Consider the following 25,121-nt stretch of genomic DNA (forward strand, 5'->3'; position numbering starts at 1 on the left):
ATGGCTTCCGTCGATGTCAACCCGTTCCTCATGAAGGACTGCCTCTTCCAGGTCGAGGCAGACCAGTACGAGGCGCACGTTTCCCAGGTGCAGTTCTCGCCCACGTCGCAAACCGTGACGTGGAAGGGACTCACCCCGGCCGCCGTGTTCAGCTTCGGCACCGCAGCGACGTGGGTCGCGAACCTCACGTTCGCGCAGGACTGGTCCACAGCCGACTCGCTCTCGCGCTACCTGTACGAGCACGAGGGCGAAGAGATCGACGTGACCTTCGAGCCCGTGGCAGGCGGCCCCGGCGTGACGGCGACCCTCATCGTCGCGCCCGGCGCGATCGGCGGGCAGGTCGACCAGGTCGCTACCGCGCAGGTCTCGCTCGGCGTGAAGGGTAAGCCGGTGCTCGACCCCATCGTCGATCCGGAACCCTGATGGCCCCCAGGAGCCGGCACGGCATCGTGAGCGCAGAGGCCGCCGCCGACCTCCAAGCCGTCACTCGCGCCGTCCGGGCCGCTCCTGCGGAACTCGCTCGGCTCCTCGACGCGACCGCCCGCGAGCAACTCTCGGGCGTCTGGGGTGAGGAACTCGGGAAGCGGCCCGCGAGCGGCGCGCAGCAGAAGTTCGTGCTCGCCGAGGCCGAGGCGATCCCGAACGCCGCCGGCCTCACCGTCACGACCGGCGACGACTGGGGGCACAACGCACCGTTGCCCCGGATCTACGAGTTCGGCACGAAGAACCGCGACAAGACCACGACCTACCGGCGCCGCATCCCCGGCACCCGACGCACCACGTCCGTGACCCGACGCACTCGCCGTCAGCTTCCCGAACGGCGGGCACAGGGCTGGATTGCGTACCCGGCCGCGAACGCGACCGGAGCCCGCGTGTTCCGCATGTGGGCCCAACTCGTGCACAAGGTCACCCACGACTGGATGGAGGGAAAGCTTGGCTGACATCACCGTCAACCTCCGCGCCGACCCGACCGCGTTCGACGCGGGCGTGAAGCAGGCCGAGCAGGCCATCGACGAGTGGGAGGCCTCCTCCGGTGACTCCGCCGAGGTCGTCGCACGCAAGCTCGAGGAGGTCATCCGTGCGGTCGTGAAGCTCGGCACCCAGTCGGGCAAGACCAAAGACGACATGGTTCGCGACCTGCGCAACTTCGGCCTGTCTGCCGAGGACGCCGAACGTGCAGTGCACGCCGTCTGGGATGAGATGGGTGAGGGGCAGCGCGCCGCCCGCGAGGTCGAGAAGGCCGCCACCGCGTACGAGGAAGTCGAAGAGAAGGCTGACGGTGCGGCCGACGCCGCGAAGGCGGTCGGTGACGAGTCGGAGAAGACCGGCACCAAGGTCGAATCCCTCGGCGATATCGCGAAGTCCGTGCTCGAGGGCGACTTCGGCGGCGCGGCCGAGTCCGCGATCGGTGCACTCTCCGCGCTCGGCCTGTTCGCCGGCGCGGGTGGCGCGCTCGCGGCCGCGATCGGCGAGGGCATCTCGGGCATCGTCGGCAACTGGGTCGAGTCGTGGGACGACGCCGCGAAGGAGTCTGAGCAGCGTGTGTCTCGCATGTTCGACGCGATGCTCGAGTCGGGCAACAAGTACCTCCAGGCCGACTTCATCTCGAAGGAAGTCGCCCGACTCGCCGACGACACCGATTCGTGGAACGAGGCGCAAAAGCGCGCGCAGGATACAGGCCTCGAAATCGGGACTGTGCTCCGCGCGATGGCGGGCGATCAGTCGGCGATCTCGGCAACTCAAGACGAGCTCAACCGGAAGCGGCAAGAAGAGCTCGACCTGATCGACCGGTCGAGCAAGGCCGGCGAGGAGCGCGCGGCGGCGATCGACGCCGTGAATCTGGAGTACGCAGAGACGACGGACTGGCTCCGACAGATTCAAGCTGACACCGACACTGCCGCTGAGAAGACGAAGGCCGTGCAGGGTGCCGTGGAGCAGGTCACCCGGAAGGAGGCCGAGAGCGCGCAGCGGGGCAAGGATGCGATCGCTGAGCGCGGGAAGGCGCTCGAGGAGTACTACAAGAAGGCCGCGAGCCCTCCTGAGGTTCGTGTCCCTGTCACCGCCGACACGTCTGCCGTTGACCGCGAGCTCGAGGCGCTCCGCCGGCGCGCGGCGAGCATCGACCTGACCGTGACGGTGAACCAGCGCCGTGGGACCCAGGTGATCTAATGGCGATCCTCACGAACGGCACCGACACCATCACCCCCGACCTCATCGACGGGTACGAGTCGACGAGCGAGGCGCGCAACGTCGTGCACCCGATCCTTGGCAGCGAGGACGTGGACGTTGTGCTTCGCCCCGCGACCCTCCCGACCGGGACGATGGTCCTCGTCATGGGCAACGAGGCGAGCGCCGCCGCCGCCGAGGACGCCCTCAGGGGCGCTCACGTGTGGAGCCTCGTCACCGACCGGGGCACTGTCGACATGTCGTTCATCGTCGCCGAGCGCATCACACGCACCCTCGACCGCGACACGCGCGACGTGTGGCTCGTCAGCTTCGGGTGGCAGGAGGTCGACGCGTGACGATCACCCGCGACGGCATCACGGCAACCCTCGACGGCACGACCGACCTCGGCCGCGTCGAGGGGCAGGCGACGCTCGATGAGTCGTGGGCTCCGCATGTGCAGGCCGAGCTCACGATCGCGCTGCCCGATGAGGCGACCCTGGAAGACCTCGACCCGCGCAGCGCGCACCGCGTCACGATCGCCGCGAGCGCGACCTACCCGGGCAGCTTCATCCCCGACCGATCGCGCAGCTTCGATCTGGGGCTCCGTGACCGGGTCATCGACCACGAGCGCGCCGAGGTGCGTCTCTCGCTGGCCTCGGATGAGGCGCTGCTCATGGATGACGTGCTCACCGACGACGAGCCCGACTACAGCGCGACCCTGAATCAGGCATCGCTCCGCACGATCGTCGATGGGATGCTCGACCGCATCGGCGCATCCCTCGAACCCGGGAGCGCGGACGCGACCTTCTACGTCCTCGAAGACGCGACCAACCTGAACCCGAACCCCTCGATCGAGACGAACACGACCGGCTACACCGCCGGTGGCTGCGCGATGACCCGAGCGGCAGCGACGTTCGGCACTGGGGCATGGGCGCTCCAGCTTGTCGGCAACGGCACGGCCGACAGCTTCGCGACGATCGGCTCGGGCTTGATGGGGATGCAGGCGGGCAGGCGATACACGCTCGCGGCGACAGGGCGAGTCGTGACTGCGCTGTCGGGTGTCGCCGACACGAACGGCCGCGAACGCGGTCTGTACGTGGCCGTAACAGCCGGGAGTACGACGACGTATCAGTCGGCGAAGCTGGCTAACGTCAACGGCACAACCGACCGCGTCTCGATCACATTCGACGTGCCAGCCGGTGTCACTGGGATCATTCTGCGCGCCTACCTCGGCCGTACTGCGGGAACGATCCAGTGGGACGACGTTACCCTCGTCGAAAACCGCGGTACCGTCGGCATCGACTACGAGGAATCCTTCAGCGGAGACACGGCCGACACGACCGACTACGGGTACACCTGGACGGGCACCCCCAACGCGAGCACCAGCGCCCGCATCGCGCTCGTCGACCGATCGCCCGACCTGCTCGCCTGGCAGCCCGGAACCTCGGCGTGGAGCTTCTTGCAACCGTTGTTCCAGTCGGTCGGGCTCCGCCTCTTCTGCGACGAGCAGCGGAAGTGGTGGCTCGTGGACGGCTCCACGTTCGTCGCTGACGGCGTGCTGCAACTCACGATGCCGGGGAACCTCCACACCGCGACCGACACGACGAGCCGGGACGTTGAATGGCACGACGCGGCGGTCGTCCGCTACCGCTGGCGGGCACCTGACGGCACACAGCAGGAGCGCATCGACTCCTACGCCCCGCCCGGCTACACGAAGGTCAGGCTCTTCGAGCTCGAGCGCGCCTATCCTGGCCCCGGCTTCGCCGCCTACGCCGTCAAGCGGGCCGAAGGACGCGGCCGCACCGTCGACCTCGACGCCCTCGCCGACCTCACCGTGAAGCCCTCCCAGGTGCTCCGCGTGAACCTTCCCGACACCCCGGCCCTGCTCGGCGTCGTGCGCGCCGTCGTCTACGACCTCACGGCCGGCGCGATGCGCGTCGCTTCGCGTGGCCTCACCGACGTTCCCGACGGCTCGTGGCTCGTGCTCGGCTTCGCATCCGATGAGACCTTCGCCGACCTCGCCGCCGACACACTCACGATCCTGGAGGACATCACCCCATGAGCGACCCCGTATGGTTCCCGACCGCCGGCGACGACGCAGCGTCGGCAGGCATGGACACAATGACCGGCCTGGAGAAGCGCAAGGACGTGTGGCGGTGGATCAACCACGCCCTCGACTACATCGCCCAGCGCACGAGCGCGATCCTCAGCATCGCGATGGGCGGCACCGGCGCCAGCACCGCGGCAGGCGCGCGCACGAACCTCGACGTGCCGAGCACTGGCGACCTCACCGCCGGGCTCGCCGGAAAGGCGAACACTTCGCACACGCACTCGTACCCGCAGATCGGCCCCGGCGCGATCAACAACGGCGGCTTCGGGCTCACGGTGGGCGCCGCGAACATCACCGGGAATCTCACCAACTTGCCCGGCCGGAACACGCCGGTCACATCCTCCTACGTGTCTGCCTACTTCAACGCCGACGGGCGGCTCGGCGCCGATCCCTCCGCCGCGCGGTTCAAGCAAGACATCGACGCGCACGGGTACACCCTCGACCAGCTACTCGCGATCAACATCGTCACCTACCGGCTCCGTGCCGCCGTCGACGAGCTCGGCGACGAAGCGGACACCCTCGTCGGTGTCATCGCCGAGCAGCTGGTCGACGCGGGCCTCGCCGAGTTCGTGAACTTCGACCCGGACGGCGAACCATTCAACGTCGCCTACGAGCGACTCGCGCTCGTCGCGATCGGCGCGCTCCAAGACCTCGCGCGCCGATTCGACGATTTCGAGGCCCGCCTCTCCGCCCTCGAAGGAGCAGCATGACGTACGAGAACGTGAACCGGTTCGTCGTCATCCTCGCGGACGACCGCGACCCCGACGTCTCATGGCAGCACCACCTCGACCGCGGCTCGGCCGGCGGTGTCGACTGCGTCGCCCCGATGCGCACCCCGGTCTACGCGCCCACCGACGGGCGACTCGACTCGGCATGGCTCGGAACCGGCGGCCTCACCGCCCGACTCTGGCAGGCGGGAGGCTGGCGTGACGAGTTCATGCACATGGACCAGGTCGCCATCGCCGGCGACGTGAAGCAGGGCGACCTCATCGGCTATTCGGGTCGCTCGGGCGGCGACTACGCGCCGCACGTGCACTGGCACCGAGTCGACTCGAAGGGCGCCCGCCGCAACCCCTGGCACTACTTCAGCTCGTCGCCCGCCGGCGGCGACACCACCCCCATCAAGGACACCCCGCAGGAGGACACCATGCGCATCTACTCGAACACTGACGAGGGCGGGGCCTGTTACCTGTTCTTCGATACCGGCTGGCAGCACATCTCCGACCCGCAGGAGGCGAAGCATCTCGCGCTCATGCTCAACGGCACGCCAGCCGCCACGAAGGTCAACGGTTACCAGATCAACTGGTTGAAGAGTCGATGCGACCGCAACCGTGCCGCGCTCGTCAAGGCGCTCACGGCATGAGATTGGACGACCCCCAGATGAACAAGACGTTGATCACCCTCGGCTTCCTCATCCTTATCCTCGGCGCGATCGTCGGCGACATCGTGCTCTCGGTCGTCCGGCCCGAGGCGCTCGACACGTTCAACGGCTCGGTCGTGACGATCCTCGGCGTCGGCACCGCGGCCGTCGTCACCTTCTACGGACTCGGCACGCAGGGGGAGAAGCTCAAGAAGATCGAGTCGAACACGAACGGCACCCTCTCGACCCTCGTCGAGGAGAACAAGCGCCTCACGTTGCTCCTGCAGGAGCGAGGCGTCGACACGACCGAGATCCAGGTGCAGCACTCGGCCGACGACCCGGGCAGGCACGTCGCATGATCAGGCGGCAGGCCGTCCCCATCTGGCGTGGGCGGCCTGCCGCGTCGTGCCGGTTGCCCTGGCGATACCGGCCCACGAGACGCCCCGGGCGCGCTGACCCTCGACGGCGGTCGCGATTGCCTGATCGAGTTCCTCTCGGAGTTCGATCAGGGTCGCGAGCTCGGGCTCGTCGGCGTCAGCCACACGGCGGGCGGCGGCGCGCAGCATGCGCCGCACCATGCTCAGAAACTCCGTCGTCTCGACCATCAGTGCATCGCCACCGTTCGCGATTCCAGTGTCAAGGGGTCCTTGACAAGCGGGTCGCCGGATCGCGACGCGCCCTCGACGATGCGGCGCAGCCGGCCGTCGGGCTGAGCGACGTACACGCGCACCATGTTGAGGTTCGCCCACCCCATGAGGTCGGCGACCGCGTACGGGTCGCCGTCTGCGAGCACCCAGAACCGGGTAGCGGCGCGATGCCGAAGCTTGTGCATCGTGTAGTCCCCGGCGAGTAGCCGGCCGACCCGCTTCCCGAGCCACCGCGGCGAGACATGCCCGCCGTCCTCGCCCGGGAACAGGAACCCCGGCCCCCGTTCGAGGAGCGCTCGCGCCATTGGCCGGGTGAGAGGCACCGTGCGAAGCTTGCCGCCCTTGCCGTGCACGATCAGGTCATGCCCGAGGAGGGTCGGCACGATGTCGTTCGAGTGGATGCCGGCGACCTCGGCTCGGCGGAGGCCGTGCTCGGCGGCGAGGTCGATCCAGAGCGCTTCGTCGGCGTCGGCCCGGATCAGCGCTTCGAGGTAGACCCGGTCGGGCACCGGTCGCGGCATCGGCTCGGCGGGTCGCAGCGGCACGAGCTCGTCAGCGGGGGATGCCTCGACGTGCCCACGGCGCACGGCCCACGCGTAGAAGCCGGCTATGCCCGCTGAGCGGGAGCGGCGCGTCTCACGCGCCCACTCTTGGGCGCCGAGGTAGTCGGTCAGGCCGTCGGCGTCGAGCGCCCACGGGCCGACCTCGACGCGGCGGGCGAGGTGCTGCAACTGCTCGCGGCGAGCCCGCACGGTCGTCGCCGAGCGGCCGACGGAGCGGAGGTACGCGAGGTAGGCGTCGATCGCCGACGCCCAATCATCCGAGATACACATGAGCGGCATCCTCAGCCGCGAAGCGGAGAGTCGCTGTCAGGATGCCCCGGGCACCGGCTCGCGAGTTCGTCGACGATGCTCAGCAGCGGCACGCCGCACCGCTCGCAATGCCCGCACGGGGCGAGTCGATGCACACCGTCGGCACATGCCTCGAACCAGATAACCCAATCGCGAACGGCCGGCTCCGGGGCGGCGGTCGGATCAAAGAACCGGCACGTCGAGTTACGGCATCCCGTCGCGCCCCACAGCGTCGAGTGACATCCGACGCACTCGGCGCGGCGCTCGAACGCGTACCGTTGGGCGAGGCAGTAGCCCGAGAGATACCCGGACGGCGACCCGTGCACTTCCTGGAACTCCCACGCGTTGCGCTCGACCTCGCCGCACCAGGGGCACCGCATCTCCAGGCACTCGGCGATGTGGTCGAGGTCGGCCCGGTCGAACCGCTCGTGTCGCCCGCACGGGAGCATCTGCCGCGCTCGAGGCGGCAGGATGTCGCCGGTCGCGAGGTCGACGTCGAACAGGGTTGGCCCGCTCACGCCGCAGCCTCAGAGACGAACTCGGCATGCTCCAGTACGGGGCGTCGCTTGCCAGCGACCGTCCGCGCGCACGGCGAGCACGTCACGTAGCAGCACCACAGCAGCCAGTTCGCCCGAACCCACGACCCCGCCCGGATCGGCTGCCGGCACATGCTGCAAAGCTCGATCTCTTCGCTCGGGGTATCGGGCGGGTACACGAGGCGGAGACGCTCAGCCACGACGAGTTACCATCGACTGAATCGTCAGCGCCAGCCACAGCATCGCGACGAGCCCGATCGGCTCCGGATCAGAAGGTTGGGGGTTCGAGTCCCTCCGGGCGCGCACTGCATCTGCAGAACGAACTGTGTTGAGACAGTAGCGAAAGCCCCGGCCGATGGCCGGGGCTTTCTGCATACCCGCCCGCTCGCCCGCCGCTGTGAATCGGCTGAGGATCGTTCGGTTCGCGCCGCATCGGGCTTGCTGTCGTGTCGGGGGCGGCGGTTAGGCTCGGGACATCTGATTCCCGGATTCGAGAGTCGGGTGAGGGGAATGCGCGCCGGCCGAGGCCTGCCAACGTCATCCCGGGGGATTCGCGTCACTGGCCTCTCCTCCGGCGCAGCCGGTCGTCACGAGCACGACCGGCGCTGGGCGCTGCTCGGGGATCTGCTCGCGGTGTCGCGCCCGGGCCACTCGCTCGCCGCACTGCGGCGGCTGCTCGCGCTGCTCATCGGCATCGGCGCCGCCACCGCGTTCGCCGCTGCCCCGCCCCGGCTCCTGTCGGTGCGGACCGAGGTGCCGATCGAGTGGGCGCTGCCGGGTGCGGTCGGCGGCGTCGGCATCGCGGTGCTGCTGTTGTCGGCGTCGGCGTCGCAGGACGCGGTGGCGCGGGTCGCCGCGAGCGGTCTGCCGACCCTTCCGAACCGGGTGCGGGCGATCTCGAACGGCGCGGTCTGGGCGGGTATCGCGATGCTCGCGGTGGCGTACACGGCCCCGGCGTTCGCGGCGTGGCCCGGTGGGGCGCCCGCGGTCGGGCTGATCCTCGGCAGCGGACTCGGCGTGCTGACGGCGCGGCTGCACCGTGTGGCGCTGGCGCACGAGTCGTACCGCACCTTCAACCTCGTGGCGATGCTGCTGGCGATCGGCAGCCTGGCGAGCATGTCCATCACCCCGACCGGGGAGTGGTGGACCGTCAACTTCTCGACGCTCGGCACCTCCGACGACCTCGCCGCGGCGTACTTCAACGTCGCCATCGTCGTCGCGGGGCTCGGCATGGCGAGCCTTGCGCCCGTGCTGAGCCGTGATCTTGCCGAGCGCAGGTTCGCGCCGCGCCCGAGCGGGGTGCTGGTGCTGCGCGGCCTCATCGTGGTGATCGGGCTGAGTCTCGCGGGCGTCGGTCTGGTGCCGATCGATCGCGACCCGACGGTGCACAACGTGTTCGCCTGTGCGGCGGCCGCGGCATTCGCGATCGCGACCATCGGCATGGCGTGGTGGGTGCGGCGGCCGCCGAAGCGGTTCCTCGTGTGGTCGTATGCGTCGCTGGCGATCGAGATCGCGGCGATGGTCGGGTACGACGGCCTCGACCTGTTCAACCTCACGGTCTTCGAGATCGTCGCCTTCTCGCTCGTCTTCGCCTGGCTGATCGCGATGGTCGCCACGACCGCGGGGCATCCGCGATCGGGTCGACGGTCGGTTCGGCGCAGCAGTCGCGGTCGTGCCGCCCGGCGAGATTCGGTGCACCGGATGACACGACGCACGGTCGTCGGTCGCCAGGCGCTCGCCGTCCGACGGACACGACCGTCGCCCCGCGAGCATGCCGCGGTGCGCCGGCGACGGATCGTCCGGTCGCGAGGGCGCCGCACGCGCCGCGCGCCCGCCGAGGAGCCTCCTGATCGACGCGCGCGGCCGACGGGTCGGGCAGGATGAGGGAACGGGTCCGTGCCGACCGCAGGCCGCCGAGGGGGAACGACATGAGCGACATCGTCCGCAACGACGAACGACACCGGTACGAGCTGCGGGTCGACGGCGACCGTGCCGGCTTCGCGGTGTTCCGCGAGGAGCCCGGGCGCATCGTCTTCACCCACACGGTGGTGCTGCCGGCCTACGAGGGTCGTGGGCTCGGCGGGCGCCTCGCGAAGTTCGCGCTCGATGACGCGGTGGCCCGCGGGCTCGAGATCGTGCCCGAGTGCCCGTTCATCGCCGCCTATCTGCGCCGGCATCCCGAGTACGCCGACTCGGTCGTCGGCGCGTCGCCCGCGGAGTGACGCGGCTCGCCCCCTCAATGGGGGCGATCGAGGTGAGCCCCGCTCGGATTAAGATCTGAACCAACCCGAGTCGACCCGATCGGCCGCACCGCTTCGCGCGGAGTGCTCGTCGTGATCTCGATCACGACGACCGGGATCTGGCTCGCCGGGCTCAGTTCGGGTCGCCCGGCGAGGTGGCCTCCTTGCGAGGCCGCGGCGGAGCGGGAGGTAGGGTTCCCGCTCCGCCGTCTCGTGCGCGTCGGAGCCGTGCCCCGATGGTGCGTCGACGCGACCGCGCGCGGATCACCGGGCGGCTCGTGGAGCGCCTGGCAGGCGCGCCTCAGTTCGTGTCGCCGGCGACCGAGCTGCGGAGGCGATCGCAGAGCTCCGCCAACGTCGTGAGGTCATCGTCGTCGAGCGCGCCGCCCACGTGCCGGGTGATGGCATCCATGTGCGAGACGGCGACGCCCCGGAACAGTTCGAACCCCTCGGGTGTGATGGCGACGATGGTGCCGCGCCCGTCGGTCGGGTCATCCGTCTTGCGCACCAGGCCGCGCGCGGCCAACCGGTCGACCAGCCGGCTGACGCTGGGCTGGGTGATGAGCACCGTGCGGTTCAGATCGCGAAGTCGCAGTTGCCGGCCGGGTGCGCGCGTGATGTTGAACAGCACGTCGTACTCGTTCAGCGAGATGCGGTCGGATGGGAACTCCGCCGCCAACGCACGCATCACGGTGACCTGCGCGCGGAACAGCGATTCCCACGCAGTGACGGTGCGGGCGCGTTCGGACACATGACCCCCTCGAAGACCAGCGGGCTTTCGCCCGATCGATGTCTCCCAGAATAGGGGCCGGACACGGTTGAGGGCCGGTCGTAGAGGCTGACGACCGGCCCTCTCCCTTGCACCAAGAGTGTCCTGCAATCACATTCCGCATCGGCCGCCACAGCAAACAGCCGATGCACTACCGAATATATAACAGATCGGTAACAGGCGCTAGTCGAACTGGAAGCGATTTCCGTGCGGCCGGAGGAAGGCGATCAGAAGACGTCGGGGCTGGGCGTCGAGGCCTGGCGGATCGAGACATCCGCGTGACGATCGAACCGGTAGCCGACGCCGCGCACGGTGCGCACGATGTCCTGGTAGTGGGCGAGCTTCGACCGCAGCCGGCGCACGTGCACGTCGATCGTGCGCTCGCTCGGCGCCTCCTCGTCGTCGGCCCACAGGCGCTCGATGAGCTCGTGCCGGTCGATCGTGCGACCCTCGCGCAGCACGAGGTACTGCAGCAGCTCGAACTCCTTGTAGGTGAGGCCGGCGGGCTCGGCGTCGAGCAGCACGCGCTTGCGCGAGATGTCGATGATCACGCCGTTCGGGTGCCGGTCGGTGTCGTCGTGACCGGTCTGCTCGCGCTGCTTCGCGAGCGCGGCCGGGTCCTGCAGGGCGAGGCGCACGACGTCGACGTCACGGCCGCCGGCGCCCTCGGGAGCGAGAGCGACCGCGGCGTACGTCTCGGCCGACGGCGCGACCTCGGCGGTCAGCTTGCGCAGCGCCTCGACGATGCGGTGCAGCGTGGTGCCGTCGGCGACGGCCTTGGCCTCGTCGATGCCGACGTACAGCACGAAGCCGCGGGCCTCGGTGCCGTCGGGCACGGCGCGGACGCGGGGTGCGGCGGGCTGCGCAGCGGCGGGCGCGGTCTGGGCGGGCGCCGCCTGCGCGGTCGAGACGCCGGCGATGCGGCGCAGGGCACCCGGCGCGACGGGCGTCGGGTTCGAGACGGTGGGAGCGGTGCGGATCGGAGCGAGCGCGAGAGACATGACGGAAGTCCTAACGGAGGGTGCGTTGACCGGCCCCGAGCGGCGGGGCCGAGAACGAATGGCCGGCGGTGGCCTGGCGAACCTGAGTCGGTTCAGAACCTGAGCGGTTCAACGGAGCCCGGCGACCTGGATGTGGTCGGCGGCGGGACTCGGCGGGAGGGGTCGCGGGTCAGCGGCACATTCGACAACACATCGACGCGCGCGCCGGCATCATCATGCCGGTCGTCCTGAGAGCCTCGGCGGCGATCAGGGTGCGTGCGTTGTCAGTCATGGGCGTCAGTAAAACCGAGTCGCGCGGGTGTGTCAATTCATGACGCCCCGATGACGCCGAGTGACGTCGCACGCGGTGCGCGATGGGTCGCGGCATCCGGAAGGATCCCCTCGAAGGATGCCACCCTTCGCAGCATCTTCGTCAGTAGGTCAATTTGAAGAATCTTCTCGCTTCGTTTCGCGGCACGGCGTGTCGAGGGTTGAAGGATCTTCGCCGCCGCCGGGGCCGACCCGCGCTTATACCGTGCCGTAGAGCCGGTCGCCCGCGTCGCCGAGGCCCGGCACGATGTACCCGTGCTCGTTCAGCCGCTCATCGACGGCACCGACGACGATCGACACATCGAGCCCGTGCAGCGCCTGTTCGACCGCCGCGAGCCCCTCGGGCGCGGCGAGGATGCAGATGGCCGTGACATCCGTCGCCCCGCGGTCGAGGAGGAACCTGATCGCCGCGCTCAGCGACCCGCCCGTGGCCAGCATCGGGTCGAGCACGAAGCATTGCCGATCGCTCAGGTCGTCGGGCAGCCGCTCGGCGTACGTGGTCGGCTGCAGAGTCTCCTCGTTGCGCGCCATGCCGAGGAACCCCACCTCGGCGCTCGGCAGCAGCTTGACCATGCCCTCGAGCATGCCCAGGCCCGCCCGCAGGATCGGCACGATGAGCGGCTTCGGATCGGCGATGCGCACCCCCGTGGTCGGCGCGACCGGGGTGACGATGTCGACCGGCTCGACTCGCACGTTGCGCGTGCCCTCGTACGCGAGCAGCGTCATCAGCTCCTCGACGAGCGACCGGAACACCGGCGACGGGGTCTTCACGTCGCGGAGCACCGTCAACTTGTGCGTGATCAGCGGGTGGTCGGCAACGTGGACTCGCATAGGCTCGAGTCTAGTTCGCGGGGCTGTCGGAATGAGGGGGCGGATGCATCGGAGCGAGCACCTCGATTGGATGCGCCGCGCGCTCGCCGAGGCGCGGCTCGCGTCCGACTCCGCCGACGTCCCGGTCGGGGCGATCGTGGTGGATGCCACGGGGTCGGTCATCGGCCGCGGACACAACGAGCGCGAGCTGCGCCACGACCCCACTGCGCACGCCGAGGTGCTCGCGATCCGCGAAGCGGCGGCGACGACGCAGGACTGGCAGCTGCCCGGCTGCACGCTCGTCGTCACCCTCGAGCCGTGCGTGATGTGCGCCGGTGCGATCCTCGCCGCCCGCATCCCCACCGTCGTGTTCGGAGCGTGGGACGAGAAGGCCGGCGCTGCCGGCAGCGTCTACGACGTGCTGCGCGACCGTCGCCTCAACCACCGCGCCGAGGTGTTCGGGGGAGTGGACGCCGAGGCATCCGCCGCCCTGCTGCTCGACTTCTTCCAGGCCCGCCGCACCTGACCAAACCCCTCCCGCCCGCACTGTACGCAATTCAGGTACGGAGTCGGCGTGTCCGCCCGACACGCTGTACGCCGTGGCGCGACACGCACTCCGCTCCTGAATTGCGTTCCCCGCGTTCGGGAACTGGGTTGCCCGTCGCGGGGGCTACTCGACCGGGGAGGACGCGCGGGGCGGCGCGATGCCGTCGAGGTACTCGTTCAGCAGTGCGGCCGATGCGGCGGCCGCACGCGGGCCTTCGGCCGCCTGGGCGTCGAGCATGCGCTCGCGAGTCCAGCCGTAGGCGGGCAGTTCGTCGCCCCACGCGGCGAGCCAGTCGGCATGGATGCGCTCGTCGACCTCGGGATGGAACTGCACCGCGAGCAGCCAGTCGCCCCGGCGGTACGCCTGGTTCGGGTACTGCGCGCTCGACGCCAGCAGTTCCACGCCCTCGGGCAGCTCGTAGTGGTCGCCGTGCCACTGCACGGTCGGCACGCCCGCGAAGTGGCGCACCGGCGAGTCGGCGCCGGCGTCGGTCGGCGTGACCTCGAGCCATCCGACCTCTTTGCGTTCGCCGCGGTAGACCCGAGCACCGAGCGTCGCCGCGATGAGCTGCGCGCCCAAGCACACCCCGAACACGGGCGCCTCGGCCGCGATGCGCGAACGCAGCAGCGCGATCTCGTCGGCGAGGTAGGGGTGGCGGTCGGTGTCGTACGCGGCCTCCTCGCCGCCGAGCACGACGACCAGGTCGGGGGCGAGGGCGTCGAGCTGCGAGACATCCGTCTGCGGGGTGTCGACCACCCGCACGTCGAAGCCGCGCCCGCGCAGCACGGGCTCGAGGTTGCCGAGCCCGATCGCAGGGTCGTGTCGCAGCACGAGCGCGACCGGCGCACCCGCGCCTGCGCTCACTCGAGACCCTTGATGACGATCGCGTCGGTGGGCGGGGCCGCCTGGTTCGGGTCGACGTACACGTCGGGCTCGATGTAGATGACGCGGGCTGCCGGCACCGCCGCGCGGATGCGCTGTTCGATCACGTTCGTGGCCGCCGCGACCTCGAGCAGCGGCTGGTCGGCCACGAACCCGACCTTCGCCGCCACGAGCAGCTCGTCGGGGCCGAGGTAGAGGGTCTTCATGTGGATGAGCCGCTCGATCTCGGGGCCGTCGACGATCGCCCGTTCGATGGCCGCGGCATCCTCCTCGTTGGCGCCCTCGCCGACCAGTAGGCTCTTGGTCTCGACGCCGAGCACGATCGCGACGAGCACCAGCAGCGTGCCGATCATGAGGGTTCCGACGGCGTCGAACACCGAGTTGCCGGTGATGACGGTGAGGCCGACGCCGAGCAGGGCGAACACGAGGCCGGTGAGCGCCGCGACGTCTTCGAGCAGCACGACGGGAAGCTCGGGCGCCTTCGCGCGGCGCACGAACTGCACCCAGTTCTGCTTGCCGCGCACGTGGTTCGACTCCTTCACCGCGGTGCGCAGCGAGAACGACTCGAGCACGATAGCGATGGCGAGCACCAGCAGCGGCAGCCAGGCGTTCTCGAGCTCGTGCGGGTGGGTGAGCTTGTCGACGCCCTCGTAGATCGAGAACACGCCGCCGACCGAGAACAGGATGATCGCCACGACGAACGCGTACACGTACCGCTCGCGGCCGTAGCCGAACGGGTGCTCCTTGTCGGCGGCGCGGGCCGCGCGGCGACCGCCGAGCATGAGCAGCAGCTGGTTGCCCGAGTCGGCGACCGAGTGGATCGCCTCGGCCAGCATCGACGCCGACCCCGAGAAGAACCACGCGATGAACTTCGTGATCGCGATGCCCAGGTTCGCGAGGAAGGCCGCCACGATCGCTTTGGTGCCGCCGGATGCGCTCATGCGCCCAATCCTAGGATGGCTGCATGAGCGCCGTTGACCCCGTGACCCTGCCCCCGATCGCCTTCCTCGGAGCGGGCTCGATGGCCCGGGCCATCCTGTCGGGGCTGCTGCGACCCGAGGTCGACGCGCCCGACATCCGAGCCACGAATCGGTCGGCCGAGAAGGCCGCCTCGCTCGCCTCCGACGGGGTGGTCGCGTACGCGACCGAGACGGATGCCGCGGCGAACCGCCGCGCGGTCGCAGGCGCGAAGCTCGTCGTCGTGGCGGTCAAGCCGCATATGGTGCCCGACCTGCTGCGCGAGATCGCCGACGCGCTCGAACCCGGCGCGATCGTGGTGTCCGTCGCCGCCGGCGTCACCGTCGCCACCTTCGAACAGCTGCTTCCCGAGCACGTCGCCGTCGTGCGCACCATGCCGAACACGCCGGCGGTCGTCGGGCGGGCGGTCACGGGGGTGTCGGCCGGCACCCGGTCGACCGACGACGACGTCGCGCTCGTCGTCAGCCTGTTCGAGACGGTCGGCGAGGTGCTGGTCGTGCCCGAGTCGCAGCTCGACGCGCTGTCCACGATCTCGGGATCGGGGCCGGCGTACGTCTTCTTCCTGATCGAGCAGCTCACGGCGACCGCGATCGACCTGGGGTTCACGGCCGAGCAGGCGGCGCTGATGGTGCAGGGCACCTTCCGCGGAGCATCCGAACTGCTCGCCCACTCCGGCGAGGAGCCGGCCGAGCTGCGCCGCCGCGTGACCAGCCCGAAGGGCACCACCGAGCGGGCGATCGCGGTGCTCGACGAGGCATCCCTCAAGCAGACCTTCGACCGCGCGACGCAGGCCGCGCTCGCGCGGGCGCGCGAGCTCGCCGCGGGCGCATGAGCGGCGAGCCCGCTGGTACGTCGCTCGCTGAGCTTGTCGAAGCGGGTGCGGGTCCCTTCGACGGGCTCAGGGAGCCTGCGGGTGTCCCGCTCGCTGAGCTTGTCGAAGCGGGTGCGGGTCCCTTCGACGGGCTCAGGGAGCCTGCGGGTGTCCCGCTCGCTGAGCTTGTCGAAGCGGGTGCGGCTCCCTTCGACGGACTCAGGGAGCCTGCGGGTGTCCCGCTCGCTGAGCTTGTCGAAGCGGGTGCGGCTCCCTTCGACGGGCTCAGGGAGCCGGTGGGTACGTCGCTCGCTGAGCTTGTCGAAGCGGGTGCGGCTCCCTCCGACCGGGTCAGGGAGCTGCGGCTCGACGGCGAGCCCGCGTACGCCTGGCGCGGGGTCATGCTCGACGTGGCGCGGCGGTTCCGCCCGCTGCCCGAGCTGCGCCGGTTCGTCGACCTGCTCGCCGCGCACGGGCTGAACGTGCTGCAGCTGCACCTCACCGACGACCAGGGCTGGCGTATCGAGGTGCGCGCGTTCCCGCGACTCGCCGAGGTCGGCGGCCGGCGGTCGCAGACGCAGCTCGGGCACGGGCCGGATGCCACGCTCGACGGCGTGCCGCACACCGGGTGGTACACGCAGGCCGAACTGCGCGAGCTCGTCGCCTACGCGGCGGCCCGGGGCATCCGGATCGTCCCCGAGGTCGACCTGCCCGGGCACGCGACCGCGATCCTGGCGGCGTATCCCGAGCTCGGCGTCGGCGGCGCCGAGGCGGTGCGGGCTCGCGTGGCGGAGCCGTGGACGCGGTTCGGCGTCTCCGAGGAGGTGCTGAACGTCGAGGAGTCGACCGTGGCGTTCGCGTGCGCGGTGCTCGACGAGGTGTGCGACGTGTTCGATTCCGACGTGATCGGCATCGGCGGGGACGAGGTGCGCAAGGAGCGCTGGCGCGGCGACGCGCGCACGCAGCGGCTGATGCGCGAGCGCGGCCTCGTCGACGAGCGCGAGCTGCAGGCGTGGTTCCTCGGGCGGGTGGCCGCGCATCTCGCCGCCCGCGGACGCCGGGTGCTCGGGTGGGACGAGATGCTCGAGGGCGCGGATGCCTCGCACCTGCCCGGTGACGCGATCGTCGCCTCGTGGCGCGGGCCGGTGGGCGCCGAGCTCGGCGCCCGCCTCGGGCACGACGTCGTGCTCTGCCCCGACCTGTGGACCTACCTCGACTACCGGCAGTCGGATGATCCGCGCGAGCCGATCCCGGTCGGCACGGTGCTGGCGCTCGAGGACGTCGCGTCGTTCGATCCGCTCGCCGGGGCGTCGGCCGCGCTTCGTTCGCACGTCGTCGGGGTGCAGGCGAACGTGTGGTGCGAGCATCTCGACTCGCGCGAGCGGCTCGACTACGCGGTGTTCCCCCGGCTCGGGGCGTTCGCCGAGGTCGCTTGGAACGGCGGCCCGCTCGACTGGGACTCGTTCACCGAGCGGCTGCCCGGCTACCTCGCGTGGCTCGAGTCGCGCGGGGTCGACTTCCGCCCGCTCGACGGCCCGCGCCCCGACCAGCAGCGGCCCGGCGTGCCCGGCGTGCCGCGCGACCGGGCGTCGCGCCTCGCCGAACTCGCCCGCCTCACCGCCGACCTCCTCTGAGCACCCCGCCCCACCCCGCCCCACACCCCGCCCCGCCCAGCCCCGCCCCGCCCTGCACGCAATTCAGGTACGGAGGGCGTGTCGCGCCTCGGGCGACGGCGTGTCGCGACGACACGCCGACTCCTCTCCTGAATTGCGTTCCGGTGGTGGCGGAGTGCGTTCCGGTGGTGTCGACTTCTGGGGCGCGAGTTCGTCACCATGGTGTGACGAACCTCGTCACGGCCCCGCGGGGTGCTGACCAAGGAGTTGCCATGACCGATACGTACGCCTTCCTCATCCACGAGCCCGACTGGGACTCGGACGCGTTCCTCGGCGGCGGCGGGGTGCCCGGCGGGAACCCCGAGATGAACTTCCCCGAGCACAAGGCGTTCCAGGCGGCGGTCGCGAAGCTCGGCGCCCGCATCGTCGGAGCCGCCGCACTGCAGAACGCCCGATACGGCGGCCGGGTGACGCCGGGCTCGGGCGACCGCGCCGTCGACGACGCGGTCTACTCCGACGGGCCCTACCCCGACACGAGCGAGGTCGTCTCGGGGTTCTACCTCGTCGAGGTCGCCGACGAGGCGCAGGCTCGGCACATCGCCGCGCTCGTGCCGACCGGCGGCCACATCGAGTGGCGCAAGGTGTTCCCGACGCCGTGACCGATCCGATCGCCGACCTGGGCGAGGACTTCGTCGACGCCTGGCCGCGGATCGTGCGCTCGCTGGCCGCCTACACGGGCAGCCTCGACGACGCGCAGGAGTACGCGGCCGAGGCGATCGTGCGCGCCGTCGCCCGGGTCGGCCACGACGAGCGGCCGCTCGGGTCGCTCGCGGCCTGGTGCACCGCCGTGGGCAAGCGGGCGTGGATCGACGACCGGCGGCGCGCGGCCGTCGAGCAGCGCCACGCGGAACGTCTCGCGGGCGAGCTGCGCGGCGAAGCGGGTCGAGTGGATGTCTCGGACGAGGCATCCGTGCTCGACGCCCCGCTCGGCGACGCGCTCGACGACCGCGTGGCCCTCTTGTTCGTGGCCTGCGATCCCGCACTGACCGAGCAGGCCCGGCTCGTGCTCGCCCTGCGGGTGGTGTGCGGCCTGGACGTGGCGCGCATCGCCGCGCACCTCGGCGTGTCGCCGTCGACCGCGGCGGCGCGCCTCACCCGGGCCAAGCGCGCACTCGCCGAGGCGCGCGGTCGCTTCCACGTGCCCGAGGCGCCCGAACGCCGGGTTCGGCTGCCGGTCGTGCTGGCGAGCGTGGCCGGCATGTTCACCGTCGCGCACCGCGACATCCTCGACCCGCAGAGCGCGCTCGACGACCTGGGCCGGCAGGCGCTGTCGATCGCCGATGCGCTCGTCGCCGAGTACCCCGACGACGCCGAGGTGCGGGGGCTCCGCGCCGTCATCCGGCTCGGGCTCGCGCGTCGGCCCGGCCGGCTCGACGACCGCGGTGCGGCGATGCCCCTCGACGAGGTCGATCGGCACCGATGGGACCGACGCTTGATCGAGGCCGGACTCGACGACGCCGCGGCCGCGGCCGATCGCGGCGACGGGCGGTTCGTGCTCGAGGCCGCGATCGCCGGGCTGCACACGTCGGCGCCGAGCTTCGCCGAGACCGACTGGGATCGGGTGATCGCGTTCTACCTGGCGCTCGAACGCGTGTGGGGCTCGCCGTCGGTCACCGCGGGCCGGCTCGCCGCGGAACTGCACCGCAGCCTGCTCGCACCCGAGTCGGGCGAGCGCACCGCGTCGCTGCGCACGATCGAGCTCGAGCTGCGCCGACTCGCTCGCGGCTCCGCGCCGTACGCGGCACTCGACGCGAGCCTCGCGCTCGCCGACCTCGCGTGGCGCACCGGCCGCCGCGAGGAGGCCGCGACGGAGTACGCGCGCCTCGCGGACCTCGTGCCGACCGACCCGGTCCGCCGGTTCTGCCTGGCCCGCGCCGGTTCGCCCCCGCCGCCCGACGCCTGAGCGCGCGTCGCGTTCTTCGGGCGGGGTCCGGCCCCTGAAGAAACCGGGGTGGAGGCGTCAGGAGCGGGCGAGAAGCGTCATGACCTCGAAGTGGGTGGTCTGCGGGAACATGTCGAAGACGCGCGCCCGCACCGGCCGCAGCGACGGCATCGCGGCCAGGTCGCGAGCCAGCGAGGCCGCGTTGCAGCTCGAATAGAGCACGTGCGACACGTCGGATGCCTCGAGCCAGCGTGCGAGCTCGGGCCCGATGCCGCGGCGGGGCGGGTTCACCACCACGAGCGCCGGCGCCTCGTGCGGCGCCGCGCCGAGCGCGAACGCGGTGGCGTCGCCCGCTTCGAACCGCACACGCTCGAGCGCGGCATCCGATCGGCTCAGCTCGGCGCTCGCGACCGCTTCGACGCTCGTCTCGATGCCCGTCACCCGCGCGCCGCCCGCGGTCGCGAGGTGCAGCGCGAAGCCGCCGACCCCCGAGTACAGGTCCCAGGCGGAGTCCGGCGCAAGGTCGCGGATCCAGTCGCGCGCCTCGGCGTACAGCGCCGCCGCGATCGCCGTGTTCGTCTGGAAGAAGCTCTGCGGGCGCAGGTGCATGGTCACGTCGTTGAGGCGCATCGGCAGCGTCTGCTGATCGGTGAGCATGATCTCGTGCTCGCCCTCGAGCACCGCCTTGTGCTCGGGCAGGATGTTCGCCGACACGACCCGTGCCTGCGGCAGCTCGGCCAGCAGTGCGGGCAGATGCTTGCGGATGCGGGCGACCGGCTCGGTCGAGCGCAGCACGAACCGGATCATCAGCTCGCCGTCGGGCGACTCGGTGACGATGAGGTGCTTCAGCTCGCCGCGGCGCGACGCGACCTCGTACGGCGCGATGCGGGCGAGCGCGATGAACCGCGCCAGCACCGGGAACGCCGCCCGGTGCCCGGGCGAGCAGATGCCGCACGCCTGCAGGTCGACGCCGTACCCGTCGGCGTCGAGGATGCCGATGGTCGGCGCATCCACGGTGCCGCCGACCACCATCTTCGCCTTGTTGCGGTAGTCGCGCTCGCCGGATGCCACGGGCGGATGCCACGTGCCGACGCCGAACGGCGCGAGCAGCTGCTCGGCGTGCCGCTGCTTGCCCGCCAGCTGCGCGTCGTACGGGTCGCCCATGAGCGAGCACGACCGGCACACGCCGGCGTCGAAGTACGCGCAGTCCACCGTTCCAGGGTAGGCGCCGCCACGTTCTCGGAGATCTGCGCAACCGCGGATCAGACGAGGGGGCCGGCTCCGATCCGACGCGGATCTCCGAACGCACGGTGAGCGCGCAGCCCGGGCGTAGGCTCGGCGCATGCGTCCGAACGACCTGCACGCCGGCACCCCGGTGCGCGTGCGCGTCACGAAGTGGGACGGCTCACCGCACTGGGCGTTCGACGGCATCTGGCTCGGCGCCGACCGGCACGGCGACTGGCTCGGATTCCCGCCGGGCACGAGCTATGCCCGCCCCGGCAAGTCGTTCGTCGCCGACTGGCCGGCGGTCGGGATGTTCCCGCGTGCCGGCTGGGCCCCCGCGTTCAACGACGGCCATCCGCGCGGACTCGGCATCTACATCGACCTCGCCAGCGTGCCCGAGTGGCGGTTCGACGTCGGCACCGACGGGCACGGCGTCTGGACGATCACGTACATCGACCTCGACCTGGACGTCGTCGAGCGCGCCGGCGCGCCCGCGTACATCGACGACGAGGACGAGTTCGCCGACCACGCCGTCGCGTTCGGGTACCCGGCCGAGGTGGTCGCGCGCGTGCGAGCGGACGCCGACGCGGTGCTCGCCGCGGTGCGCCGGCGCGAGCCGCCGTTCGACGGCGCGACGGCGGCGGGCTGGCTCGCTCGACTGCGCGCCCTCGCGGGGGAGTCGACCACGGCCGAGTGACCCGCCGCCCGCTACGCTCGGCTCGTGCCCGCACTCGACGTCATCGGCCTGCTGCTCGAGGTGCTGAGCTGGGTCGGCCTCGGAGCCGGCGCGGTGCTGGGGATCGCGTGGATCGCGGCGCGCAGTGCCGACGGCGGGTGGCGCGAGGTCGAGGTCGTGGTCGTGCCCGGGATCGGGCAGGATGCTCCGGTCGCACGCTGGTTCGCGGGCGACGAACTGCACGAGCGCCCGCTCGAGGACGACGAGCTGGCGAAGCTCGAGGCGGTCGGTGACGACGCGGTCGCCTGGGCCAGCGGCGGGCGGCTGCGGTTCGAGCGTCGCAGCCACGCGGCGAGGGTGCTGGGTCTGCTCGCCCTCATCCTGCTCGCCGTCGGCGCGGTGGCGCTCGCCGCAGGGCTGATCCTGTCGCTCACGGTCGGCTGAGGCATCCGGGTCCGCGTCGGGCGGAGCATCCGGCCCTCAGGCCTCGCGCTCCGTCTCCCACTCGGCCAACAACTCGGGCATCTTCTGCTCGACGAACCGGTAGAACCGCGCCATGTCGCGCGCCCGCCGCGCACCGTGGTGCGCCTCGTCGCCGATGGCGTCCGCCGCGCGGTCGCCGAGGTCGGCGATCACGCCGTAGATCGAGCTCTTCGACACGAGTGCCGCGTACCACGCGTCGTCGAGGAACTCCCAGCGGTCGCGGCGGCTGCCCGCCACCGGGACACGATGCAGGATGCCGAGCTGCTCGAGGTAGCGCACCGCCCCCGAGATGGCCGCCGCGCTCACCCCGACGCGCTCGCCGAGCTCGGAGGCGGTGAGGCCGCCGTCCTCGACGAGCAGGGCCATCAGCACCCGTGCGGGCATGCGCGGGAACCCGGCGGCGGTGAGCACCGCGGCCGACTGGTCGACCGCGGCCTTCAGCGCGCGTTCGTCTCGGGGCTGGCTGCGGGGCATCCGGGCCAGTCTCTCACCCGCCCGTCGCGAGTTCGCGACGGCGCATCGACCACACCGCGAGCCCGCCCGCGACCAGCCCGATGCCGAGCAGCCACCATCCGCCCGACCAGTCGGTGTCGTCGCCGGCGGGCACGGGCGAGTGCGCGAACGGCGAGAGGTCGACGATCCAGTCGGGCAGCCCGAGGATCGGCCCGCACAACCCGAGGATCGCGCCGAGCCCGACGAGCGCCCACCCGAGCGGGACGGTCGCCTGCGGCAGGTACGCGAAGACGAGCAGCGTGAGGCCGAGGAACACCAGGCAGGCGGGCAGTTGCGCGAGCGCGGCCTCGAGCACGTTCGGCACGAGCGCCTCGGCGTCGCTCGCGTTCACCGCGCCGACCAGCCCGGCGGCGGCGGAGGCGCCCAGCACGACGACGATCACGATCACCCCGACGATCCAGTACTCGAGCAGCCAGCGCACCCGCGGCACGGGGGTGGCGAGCACGGGTTCGGCGGTGCCGTGCGCCTCCTCCTGGCGGGCGCGGATGCCCACCTGCACCGCGCAGCAGGCCGCGAGGATGCCGACCAGCCCGTAGAACGTCGCCACGAACGCCTGCTCGAGCGTCGCGTCGTCGCCGACCATCGCCTTCAGCGTCTCGGCGACCTGCGGGGTGCTGCCGGCGATCTCGCCGATGATCGACGACAGCGAGGTGGCGAGCAGGCCCGTCGCGATGCCGCCGACGGCCCAGGCGGCCAGGATCGACGTGTTCAGCCGCCACGCCAGCCCGAACGAACTCGACAGGCCGGCCCGCGCGTCGGCGCGCCCGACCCGACCGGGCAGCAGGCTCGCCCCCTGATCGCGCACCGACTGCAACCCGAACACGCCCGCGACGACGAGCACCGCGAACCCGACCGGTACGAGCAGCGGTGCGAGATCGTTCTCGACGAACGCGCCGGTGAACTGCCCGTACCCGATCGGCGACAGCCAGGTCGGCCAGGCCGGCGTCAGGTGCAGCAGGTCGTCGGACGGCGTGCCGGCGGCGTCGCCGATGCCGCGCAGCAGGTAGGCGGCGAGCACGAACGCCACCGACAGGCTGTTCGCGCCCCGGGAGGTGCGGAACAGCTGCGCGGCGAACAACCCGAACGCGAGGAACGCGATGCCCGGCGCGGCGATCGCCGCCCCGGTCACGAGCGAGCCCGTGGCATCCAGCCCGTTGCCGATGAACGCGAGCGCGATCGCGAGGCCCAGCGCCAGGTTGGCGAGCACCCCGTGCGCGACCGTCGCGACGGTCGGCAGCACCCGCCCGGCGGGCGTGGCCGAGACCAGCTCGGTGCGGCCCTGTTCCTCCTCCATGCGGGTGTGCCGCACGGCGAGGAACGTGCTCATCAGGCCGCCCATGAGCGCCAGCCAGGCGTAGATCAGGAAGAACGCGAACGCGCCGTCGTCGACGCCGTTCGGCGTGCCGCGGAAGATCAGGATGGTGCGGGTCGCGATCGCGACGGCCAGGATGTCACGGCGATCGTCCTCCGAACCGTACGTGTCGAACACCGCGGCGACCGACGCGTAGGCCAGCAGCGCCGTGCCGATGATCCACAGTGCGAGTTGCAGCCGGTCGCGGCGGATGCGCTGCCGCAGCAGCACGAGGAAGGTGCTCACGCGCGGGCCCCCGCCCGGTCGGCCGGGGCCGCCGCCTCGTCGGCGGCGATCTCGTCGCCGTAGTGCCTGAGGAACAGCTCCTCGAGCGAGGGCGGCGCGATCGTGAGCCCCGTCACGCCGAGCCGCCCGAGTTCGGGCAGCGTGCCCGACACCTCGTCGGAGTCGACGGTGAAGCTCACCCGCCCGTGATCGACGCGCACGTCGTGGGCGCTGCCGAGTCCGGCGAGCGCGTCGGGCGCGACGTCGTCGGCGGCGAACGAGATCTCGGTGCGGGTGAGGTGTCGCAGGTCGGCGAGGGTGCCCGACTCGACGATGCGGCCGGCGCGGATGATGCTGACCCGGTCGCAGAGCTCTTCCACCTCGCTCAGGATGTGGCTCGACAGCAACACGGTGGCGCCCGCCTCGGCGACCCGGTCGACCTCGCGGGCGAACACCTGCGCCATCAGCGGGTCGAGCCCGCTCGTCGGCTCGTCGAGGATGTACAGGTCGGCGGGCGTCGCGAACGCGGCGATGAGCGCGACCTTCTGCCGGTTGCCCTTCGAGTAGGCGCGGCCCTTCTTGCGCGGGTCGAACTCGAACGCGTCGGCGAGGGCGGCCTTGCGTTTCGCGTACGCGGCGCGGTCGGTCGCGCCGCCGCGCAGCCGGGAGAGCAGGTCGATGGCTTCGCCGCCGGTGAGGTTCGGCCAGAGGGCGACGTCGCCCGGCACGTAGGCGATGCGGCGGTGCAGGGCGGCCGCGTGGGTCCAGGGCTCCAGGTCGAAGACGGATGCTTCGCCCGACGTCGCCCGGGCGAGCCCGAGCAGGATGCGGATCGTGGTCGATTTGCCGGCCCCGTTCGGGCCGAGGAATCCGTGCACCGAGCCCTGGGCGACCTCGAGGTCGAGACCGTCGAGCGCGGTGGTGCGGCCGAAGCGCTTCACGAGCGCCGACGTGCGGATCACAGTGGTCATGAACGCGACGATACGCGCATTTCACAAATTTGTGAATACGGTGAACCGGGTTCCCTGAGCGTGTCGAAGGGAGGTTCCCTGAGCCTGTCGAAGGGAGGTTCCCTGA

General features: G+C 71.3%; 29 protein-coding genes. 17 read left to right on the forward strand and 12 right to left on the reverse strand.

Annotated elements, in window-relative coordinates:
• From MTO99_RS16470 to MTO99_RS16505, 8 genes are read left to right on the forward strand one after another with little or no spacing between them, the layout of a single operon-like run.
• Positions 1-423: a hypothetical protein gene (locus MTO99_RS16470; RefSeq protein ID WP_243554923.1), complete on the forward strand. Its 423-nt coding sequence runs from the start codon at positions 1-3 to the stop codon at positions 421-423.
• A complete protein-coding gene (locus tag MTO99_RS16475) occupies positions 423-941 on the forward strand; it encodes a hypothetical protein (RefSeq protein WP_243554925.1) in 519 nt (172 codons plus the stop codon). The genes MTO99_RS16470 and MTO99_RS16475 overlap by 1 nt, the downstream gene beginning before the upstream one ends.
• Entirely contained in the window at positions 934-2,169 is a 1,236-nt protein-coding gene (locus MTO99_RS16480; RefSeq protein WP_243554927.1) for a hypothetical protein, read from the forward strand. The genes MTO99_RS16475 and MTO99_RS16480 overlap by 8 nt, the downstream gene beginning before the upstream one ends.
• Positions 2,169-2,522 carry a hypothetical protein gene (locus MTO99_RS16485; RefSeq protein WP_243554929.1) on the forward strand — a complete coding sequence of 118 codons (354 nt, stop codon included), beginning with the start codon at positions 2,169-2,171 and terminating at the stop codon, positions 2,520-2,522. Before MTO99_RS16480 ends, MTO99_RS16485 begins: the two co-directional genes overlap by 1 nt.
• On the forward strand, positions 2,519-4,228 hold the full coding sequence (locus MTO99_RS16490; RefSeq protein ID WP_243554930.1) for a hypothetical protein: 1,710 nt from the start codon (positions 2,519-2,521) through the stop codon (positions 4,226-4,228). Before MTO99_RS16485 ends, MTO99_RS16490 begins: the two co-directional genes overlap by 4 nt.
• Positions 4,225-4,986: a tail fiber domain-containing protein gene (locus MTO99_RS16495; RefSeq protein WP_243554932.1), complete on the forward strand. Its 762-nt coding sequence runs from the start codon at positions 4,225-4,227 to the stop codon at positions 4,984-4,986. Before MTO99_RS16490 ends, MTO99_RS16495 begins: the two co-directional genes overlap by 4 nt.
• Positions 4,983-5,639, forward strand: coding sequence for a M23 family metallopeptidase (locus MTO99_RS16500; protein WP_243554934.1), 657 nt, complete (start codon positions 4,983-4,985; stop codon positions 5,637-5,639). The genes MTO99_RS16495 and MTO99_RS16500 overlap by 4 nt, the downstream gene beginning before the upstream one ends.
• Positions 5,636-5,995: a hypothetical protein gene (locus MTO99_RS16505; RefSeq protein ID WP_243554936.1), complete on the forward strand. Its 360-nt coding sequence runs from the start codon at positions 5,636-5,638 to the stop codon at positions 5,993-5,995. The genes MTO99_RS16500 and MTO99_RS16505 overlap by 4 nt, the downstream gene beginning before the upstream one ends.
• Here the strand turns inward: MTO99_RS16505 and MTO99_RS16510 are convergent, their stop codons facing one another.
• From MTO99_RS16510 to MTO99_RS16520, 3 genes are read right to left on the reverse strand one after another with little or no spacing between them, the layout of a single operon-like run.
• Positions 5,996-6,241: an AsnC family protein gene (locus tag MTO99_RS16510; protein WP_243554937.1), complete on the reverse strand. Its 246-nt coding sequence runs from the start codon at positions 6,239-6,241 to the stop codon at positions 5,996-5,998.
• Positions 6,241-7,116, reverse strand: coding sequence for a tyrosine-type recombinase/integrase (locus MTO99_RS16515; protein ID WP_243554939.1), 876 nt, complete (start codon positions 7,114-7,116; stop codon positions 6,241-6,243). Before MTO99_RS16515 ends, MTO99_RS16510 begins: the two co-directional genes overlap by 1 nt.
• 11 nt (positions 7,117-7,127) lie before the next feature.
• On the reverse strand, positions 7,128-7,652 hold the full coding sequence (locus MTO99_RS16520; protein ID WP_243554941.1) for a hypothetical protein: 525 nt from the start codon (positions 7,650-7,652) through the stop codon (positions 7,128-7,130).
• A gap of 651 nt (positions 7,653-8,303) precedes the next feature.
• On the opposite strand from MTO99_RS16520, the gene MTO99_RS16525 reads away from it, so the two are divergent.
• Positions 8,304-9,554: a DUF998 domain-containing protein gene (locus MTO99_RS16525; protein ID WP_243554943.1), complete on the forward strand. Its 1,251-nt coding sequence runs from the start codon at positions 8,304-8,306 to the stop codon at positions 9,552-9,554.
• 44 nt (positions 9,555-9,598) lie between these two features.
• On the forward strand, positions 9,599-9,892 hold the full coding sequence (locus MTO99_RS16530; RefSeq protein ID WP_243554945.1) for a GNAT family N-acetyltransferase: 294 nt from the start codon (positions 9,599-9,601) through the stop codon (positions 9,890-9,892).
• A 319-nt stretch (positions 9,893-10,211) separates the two neighbouring features.
• Here MTO99_RS16530 and MTO99_RS16535 read toward each other — a convergent pair whose 3' ends face one another.
• The 3 genes from MTO99_RS16535 to upp all read right to left on the reverse strand — a co-directional run bounded on the left by MTO99_RS16535 (position 10,212) and on the right by upp (position 12,820).
• The gene (locus tag MTO99_RS16535; RefSeq protein ID WP_243559159.1) at positions 10,212-10,598 is read right to left on the reverse strand and encodes a MarR family winged helix-turn-helix transcriptional regulator; all 387 of its coding nucleotides are present in this window, start codon (positions 10,596-10,598) and stop codon (positions 10,212-10,214) included.
• Between the two features lie 308 nt (positions 10,599-10,906).
• Positions 10,907-11,680 (reverse strand): winged helix-turn-helix domain-containing protein, encoded by a 774-nt coding sequence (locus MTO99_RS16540; RefSeq protein ID WP_243554947.1) that lies wholly within the window; start codon positions 11,678-11,680, stop codon positions 10,907-10,909.
• Between the two features lie 507 nt (positions 11,681-12,187).
• On the reverse strand, positions 12,188-12,820 hold the full coding sequence (gene upp / locus MTO99_RS16545) for a uracil phosphoribosyltransferase (protein WP_243554949.1): 633 nt from the start codon (positions 12,818-12,820) through the stop codon (positions 12,188-12,190).
• 43 nt (positions 12,821-12,863) lie between these two features.
• On the opposite strand from upp, the gene tadA reads away from it, so the two are divergent.
• Positions 12,864-13,325, forward strand: a complete 462-nt coding sequence (tadA, locus tag MTO99_RS16550; protein WP_243554951.1) for a tRNA adenosine(34) deaminase TadA — start codon at positions 12,864-12,866, stop codon at positions 13,323-13,325.
• Between the two features lie 144 nt (positions 13,326-13,469).
• Here tadA and MTO99_RS16555 read toward each other — a convergent pair whose 3' ends face one another.
• Together MTO99_RS16555 and MTO99_RS16560 are read right to left on the reverse strand one after the other, a co-directional pair.
• Positions 13,470-14,210, reverse strand: a complete 741-nt coding sequence (locus MTO99_RS16555) for a glutamine amidotransferase-related protein (RefSeq protein WP_243554952.1) — start codon at positions 14,208-14,210, stop codon at positions 13,470-13,472.
• Positions 14,207-15,169 (reverse strand): cation diffusion facilitator family transporter, encoded by a 963-nt coding sequence (locus MTO99_RS16560; RefSeq protein ID WP_243554954.1) that lies wholly within the window; start codon positions 15,167-15,169, stop codon positions 14,207-14,209. The genes MTO99_RS16555 and MTO99_RS16560 overlap by 4 nt, the downstream gene beginning before the upstream one ends.
• Before the next feature lie 23 nt (positions 15,170-15,192).
• Between MTO99_RS16560 and proC the strand changes: the two genes are divergently transcribed.
• The 4 genes from proC to MTO99_RS16580 all read left to right on the forward strand — a co-directional run bounded on the left by proC (position 15,193) and on the right by MTO99_RS16580 (position 19,593).
• Positions 15,193-16,038, forward strand: coding sequence for a pyrroline-5-carboxylate reductase (gene proC / locus MTO99_RS16565; RefSeq protein ID WP_243554956.1), 846 nt, complete (start codon positions 15,193-15,195; stop codon positions 16,036-16,038).
• A gap of 275 nt (positions 16,039-16,313) precedes the next feature.
• Positions 16,314-17,651 (forward strand): beta-N-acetylhexosaminidase, encoded by a 1,338-nt coding sequence (locus MTO99_RS16570; protein WP_243554958.1) that lies wholly within the window; start codon positions 16,314-16,316, stop codon positions 17,649-17,651.
• Between the two features lie 251 nt (positions 17,652-17,902).
• Positions 17,903-18,289 (forward strand): YciI family protein, encoded by a 387-nt coding sequence (locus MTO99_RS16575; RefSeq protein ID WP_243554960.1) that lies wholly within the window; start codon positions 17,903-17,905, stop codon positions 18,287-18,289.
• Entirely contained in the window at positions 18,286-19,593 is a 1,308-nt protein-coding gene (locus tag MTO99_RS16580) for a DUF6596 domain-containing protein (RefSeq protein WP_243554961.1), read from the forward strand. Before MTO99_RS16575 ends, MTO99_RS16580 begins: the two co-directional genes overlap by 4 nt.
• A 57-nt stretch (positions 19,594-19,650) precedes the next feature.
• Here MTO99_RS16580 and rlmC read toward each other — a convergent pair whose 3' ends face one another.
• The gene (gene rlmC, locus MTO99_RS16585) at positions 19,651-20,784 is read right to left on the reverse strand and encodes a 23S rRNA (uracil(747)-C(5))-methyltransferase RlmC (protein WP_243554963.1); all 1,134 of its coding nucleotides are present in this window, start codon (positions 20,782-20,784) and stop codon (positions 19,651-19,653) included.
• Between the two features lie 130 nt (positions 20,785-20,914).
• On the opposite strand from rlmC, the gene MTO99_RS16590 reads away from it, so the two are divergent.
• Both MTO99_RS16590 and MTO99_RS16595 read left to right on the forward strand, forming a co-directional pair.
• Entirely contained in the window at positions 20,915-21,493 is a 579-nt protein-coding gene (locus MTO99_RS16590; protein ID WP_243554966.1) for a DUF402 domain-containing protein, read from the forward strand.
• A 24-nt stretch (positions 21,494-21,517) separates the two neighbouring features.
• Positions 21,518-21,916 carry a hypothetical protein gene (locus tag MTO99_RS16595; RefSeq protein ID WP_243554968.1) on the forward strand — a complete coding sequence of 133 codons (399 nt, stop codon included), beginning with the start codon at positions 21,518-21,520 and terminating at the stop codon, positions 21,914-21,916.
• 36 nt (positions 21,917-21,952) lie between these two features.
• Here the strand turns inward: MTO99_RS16595 and MTO99_RS16600 are convergent, their stop codons facing one another.
• Genes MTO99_RS16600 through MTO99_RS16610 form a run of 3 tightly spaced genes read right to left on the reverse strand, consistent with a single transcriptional unit; the run spans position 21,953 to position 25,015 of the window.
• Positions 21,953-22,429, reverse strand: a complete 477-nt coding sequence (locus MTO99_RS16600; protein ID WP_243554969.1) for a GbsR/MarR family transcriptional regulator — start codon at positions 22,427-22,429, stop codon at positions 21,953-21,955.
• A gap of 13 nt (positions 22,430-22,442) precedes the next feature.
• Positions 22,443-24,065: an ABC transporter permease gene (locus tag MTO99_RS16605; protein WP_243554971.1), complete on the reverse strand. Its 1,623-nt coding sequence runs from the start codon at positions 24,063-24,065 to the stop codon at positions 22,443-22,445.
• Complete coding sequence (locus MTO99_RS16610; protein WP_243554973.1) at positions 24,062-25,015, reverse strand: ABC transporter ATP-binding protein; 954 nt, start codon at positions 25,013-25,015, stop codon at positions 24,062-24,064. The genes MTO99_RS16605 and MTO99_RS16610 overlap by 4 nt, the downstream gene beginning before the upstream one ends.
• Positions 25,016-25,121 lie beyond the last annotated feature (106 nt).

It is taken from the genome of Agromyces larvae, assembly GCF_022811705.1.
Taxonomy (GTDB): Bacteria; Actinomycetota; Actinomycetes; order Actinomycetales; family Microbacteriaceae; genus Agromyces; species Agromyces larvae.

Excerpts from the sequence above, each read along its gene's own strand:
- MTO99_RS16470 (WP_243554923.1), top strand. The coding sequence starts at position 1 with ATGGCTTCCGTCGATGTCAACCCGTTCCTCATGAAGGACTGCCTCTTC.
- MTO99_RS16475 (WP_243554925.1), top strand. The coding sequence starts at position 423 with ATGGCCCCCAGGAGCCGGCACGGCATCGTGAGCGCAGAGGCCGCCGCC.
- MTO99_RS16485 (WP_243554929.1), top strand. The coding sequence starts at position 2,169 with ATGGCGATCCTCACGAACGGCACCGACACCATCACCCCCGACCTCATC.
- MTO99_RS16495 (WP_243554932.1), top strand. The coding sequence starts at position 4,225 with ATGAGCGACCCCGTATGGTTCCCGACCGCCGGCGACGACGCAGCGTCG.
- MTO99_RS16500 (WP_243554934.1), top strand. The coding sequence starts at position 4,983 with ATGACGTACGAGAACGTGAACCGGTTCGTCGTCATCCTCGCGGACGAC.
- MTO99_RS16505 (WP_243554936.1), top strand. The coding sequence starts at position 5,636 with ATGAGATTGGACGACCCCCAGATGAACAAGACGTTGATCACCCTCGGC.
- MTO99_RS16510 (WP_243554937.1), bottom strand. The coding sequence starts at position 6,241 with ATGGTCGAGACGACGGAGTTTCTGAGCATGGTGCGGCGCATGCTGCGC.
- MTO99_RS16515 (WP_243554939.1), bottom strand. The coding sequence starts at position 7,116 with ATGTGTATCTCGGATGATTGGGCGTCGGCGATCGACGCCTACCTCGCG.
- MTO99_RS16530 (WP_243554945.1), top strand. The coding sequence starts at position 9,599 with ATGAGCGACATCGTCCGCAACGACGAACGACACCGGTACGAGCTGCGG.
- MTO99_RS16535 (WP_243559159.1), bottom strand. The coding sequence starts at position 10,598 with ATGCGTGCGTTGGCGGCGGAGTTCCCATCCGACCGCATCTCGCTGAAC.
- MTO99_RS16540 (WP_243554947.1), bottom strand. The coding sequence starts at position 11,680 with ATGTCTCTCGCGCTCGCTCCGATCCGCACCGCTCCCACCGTCTCGAAC.
- upp (WP_243554949.1), bottom strand. The coding sequence starts at position 12,820 with ATGCGAGTCCACGTTGCCGACCACCCGCTGATCACGCACAAGTTGACG.
- tadA (WP_243554951.1), top strand. The coding sequence starts at position 12,864 with ATGCATCGGAGCGAGCACCTCGATTGGATGCGCCGCGCGCTCGCCGAG.
- MTO99_RS16560 (WP_243554954.1), bottom strand. The coding sequence starts at position 15,169 with ATGAGCGCATCCGGCGGCACCAAAGCGATCGTGGCGGCCTTCCTCGCG.
- proC (WP_243554956.1), top strand. The coding sequence starts at position 15,193 with ATGAGCGCCGTTGACCCCGTGACCCTGCCCCCGATCGCCTTCCTCGGA.
- MTO99_RS16575 (WP_243554960.1), top strand. The coding sequence starts at position 17,903 with ATGACCGATACGTACGCCTTCCTCATCCACGAGCCCGACTGGGACTCG.
- MTO99_RS16590 (WP_243554966.1), top strand. The coding sequence starts at position 20,915 with ATGCGTCCGAACGACCTGCACGCCGGCACCCCGGTGCGCGTGCGCGTC.
- MTO99_RS16600 (WP_243554969.1), bottom strand. The coding sequence starts at position 22,429 with ATGCCCCGCAGCCAGCCCCGAGACGAACGCGCGCTGAAGGCCGCGGTC.
- MTO99_RS16610 (WP_243554973.1), bottom strand. The coding sequence starts at position 25,015 with ATGACCACTGTGATCCGCACGTCGGCGCTCGTGAAGCGCTTCGGCCGC.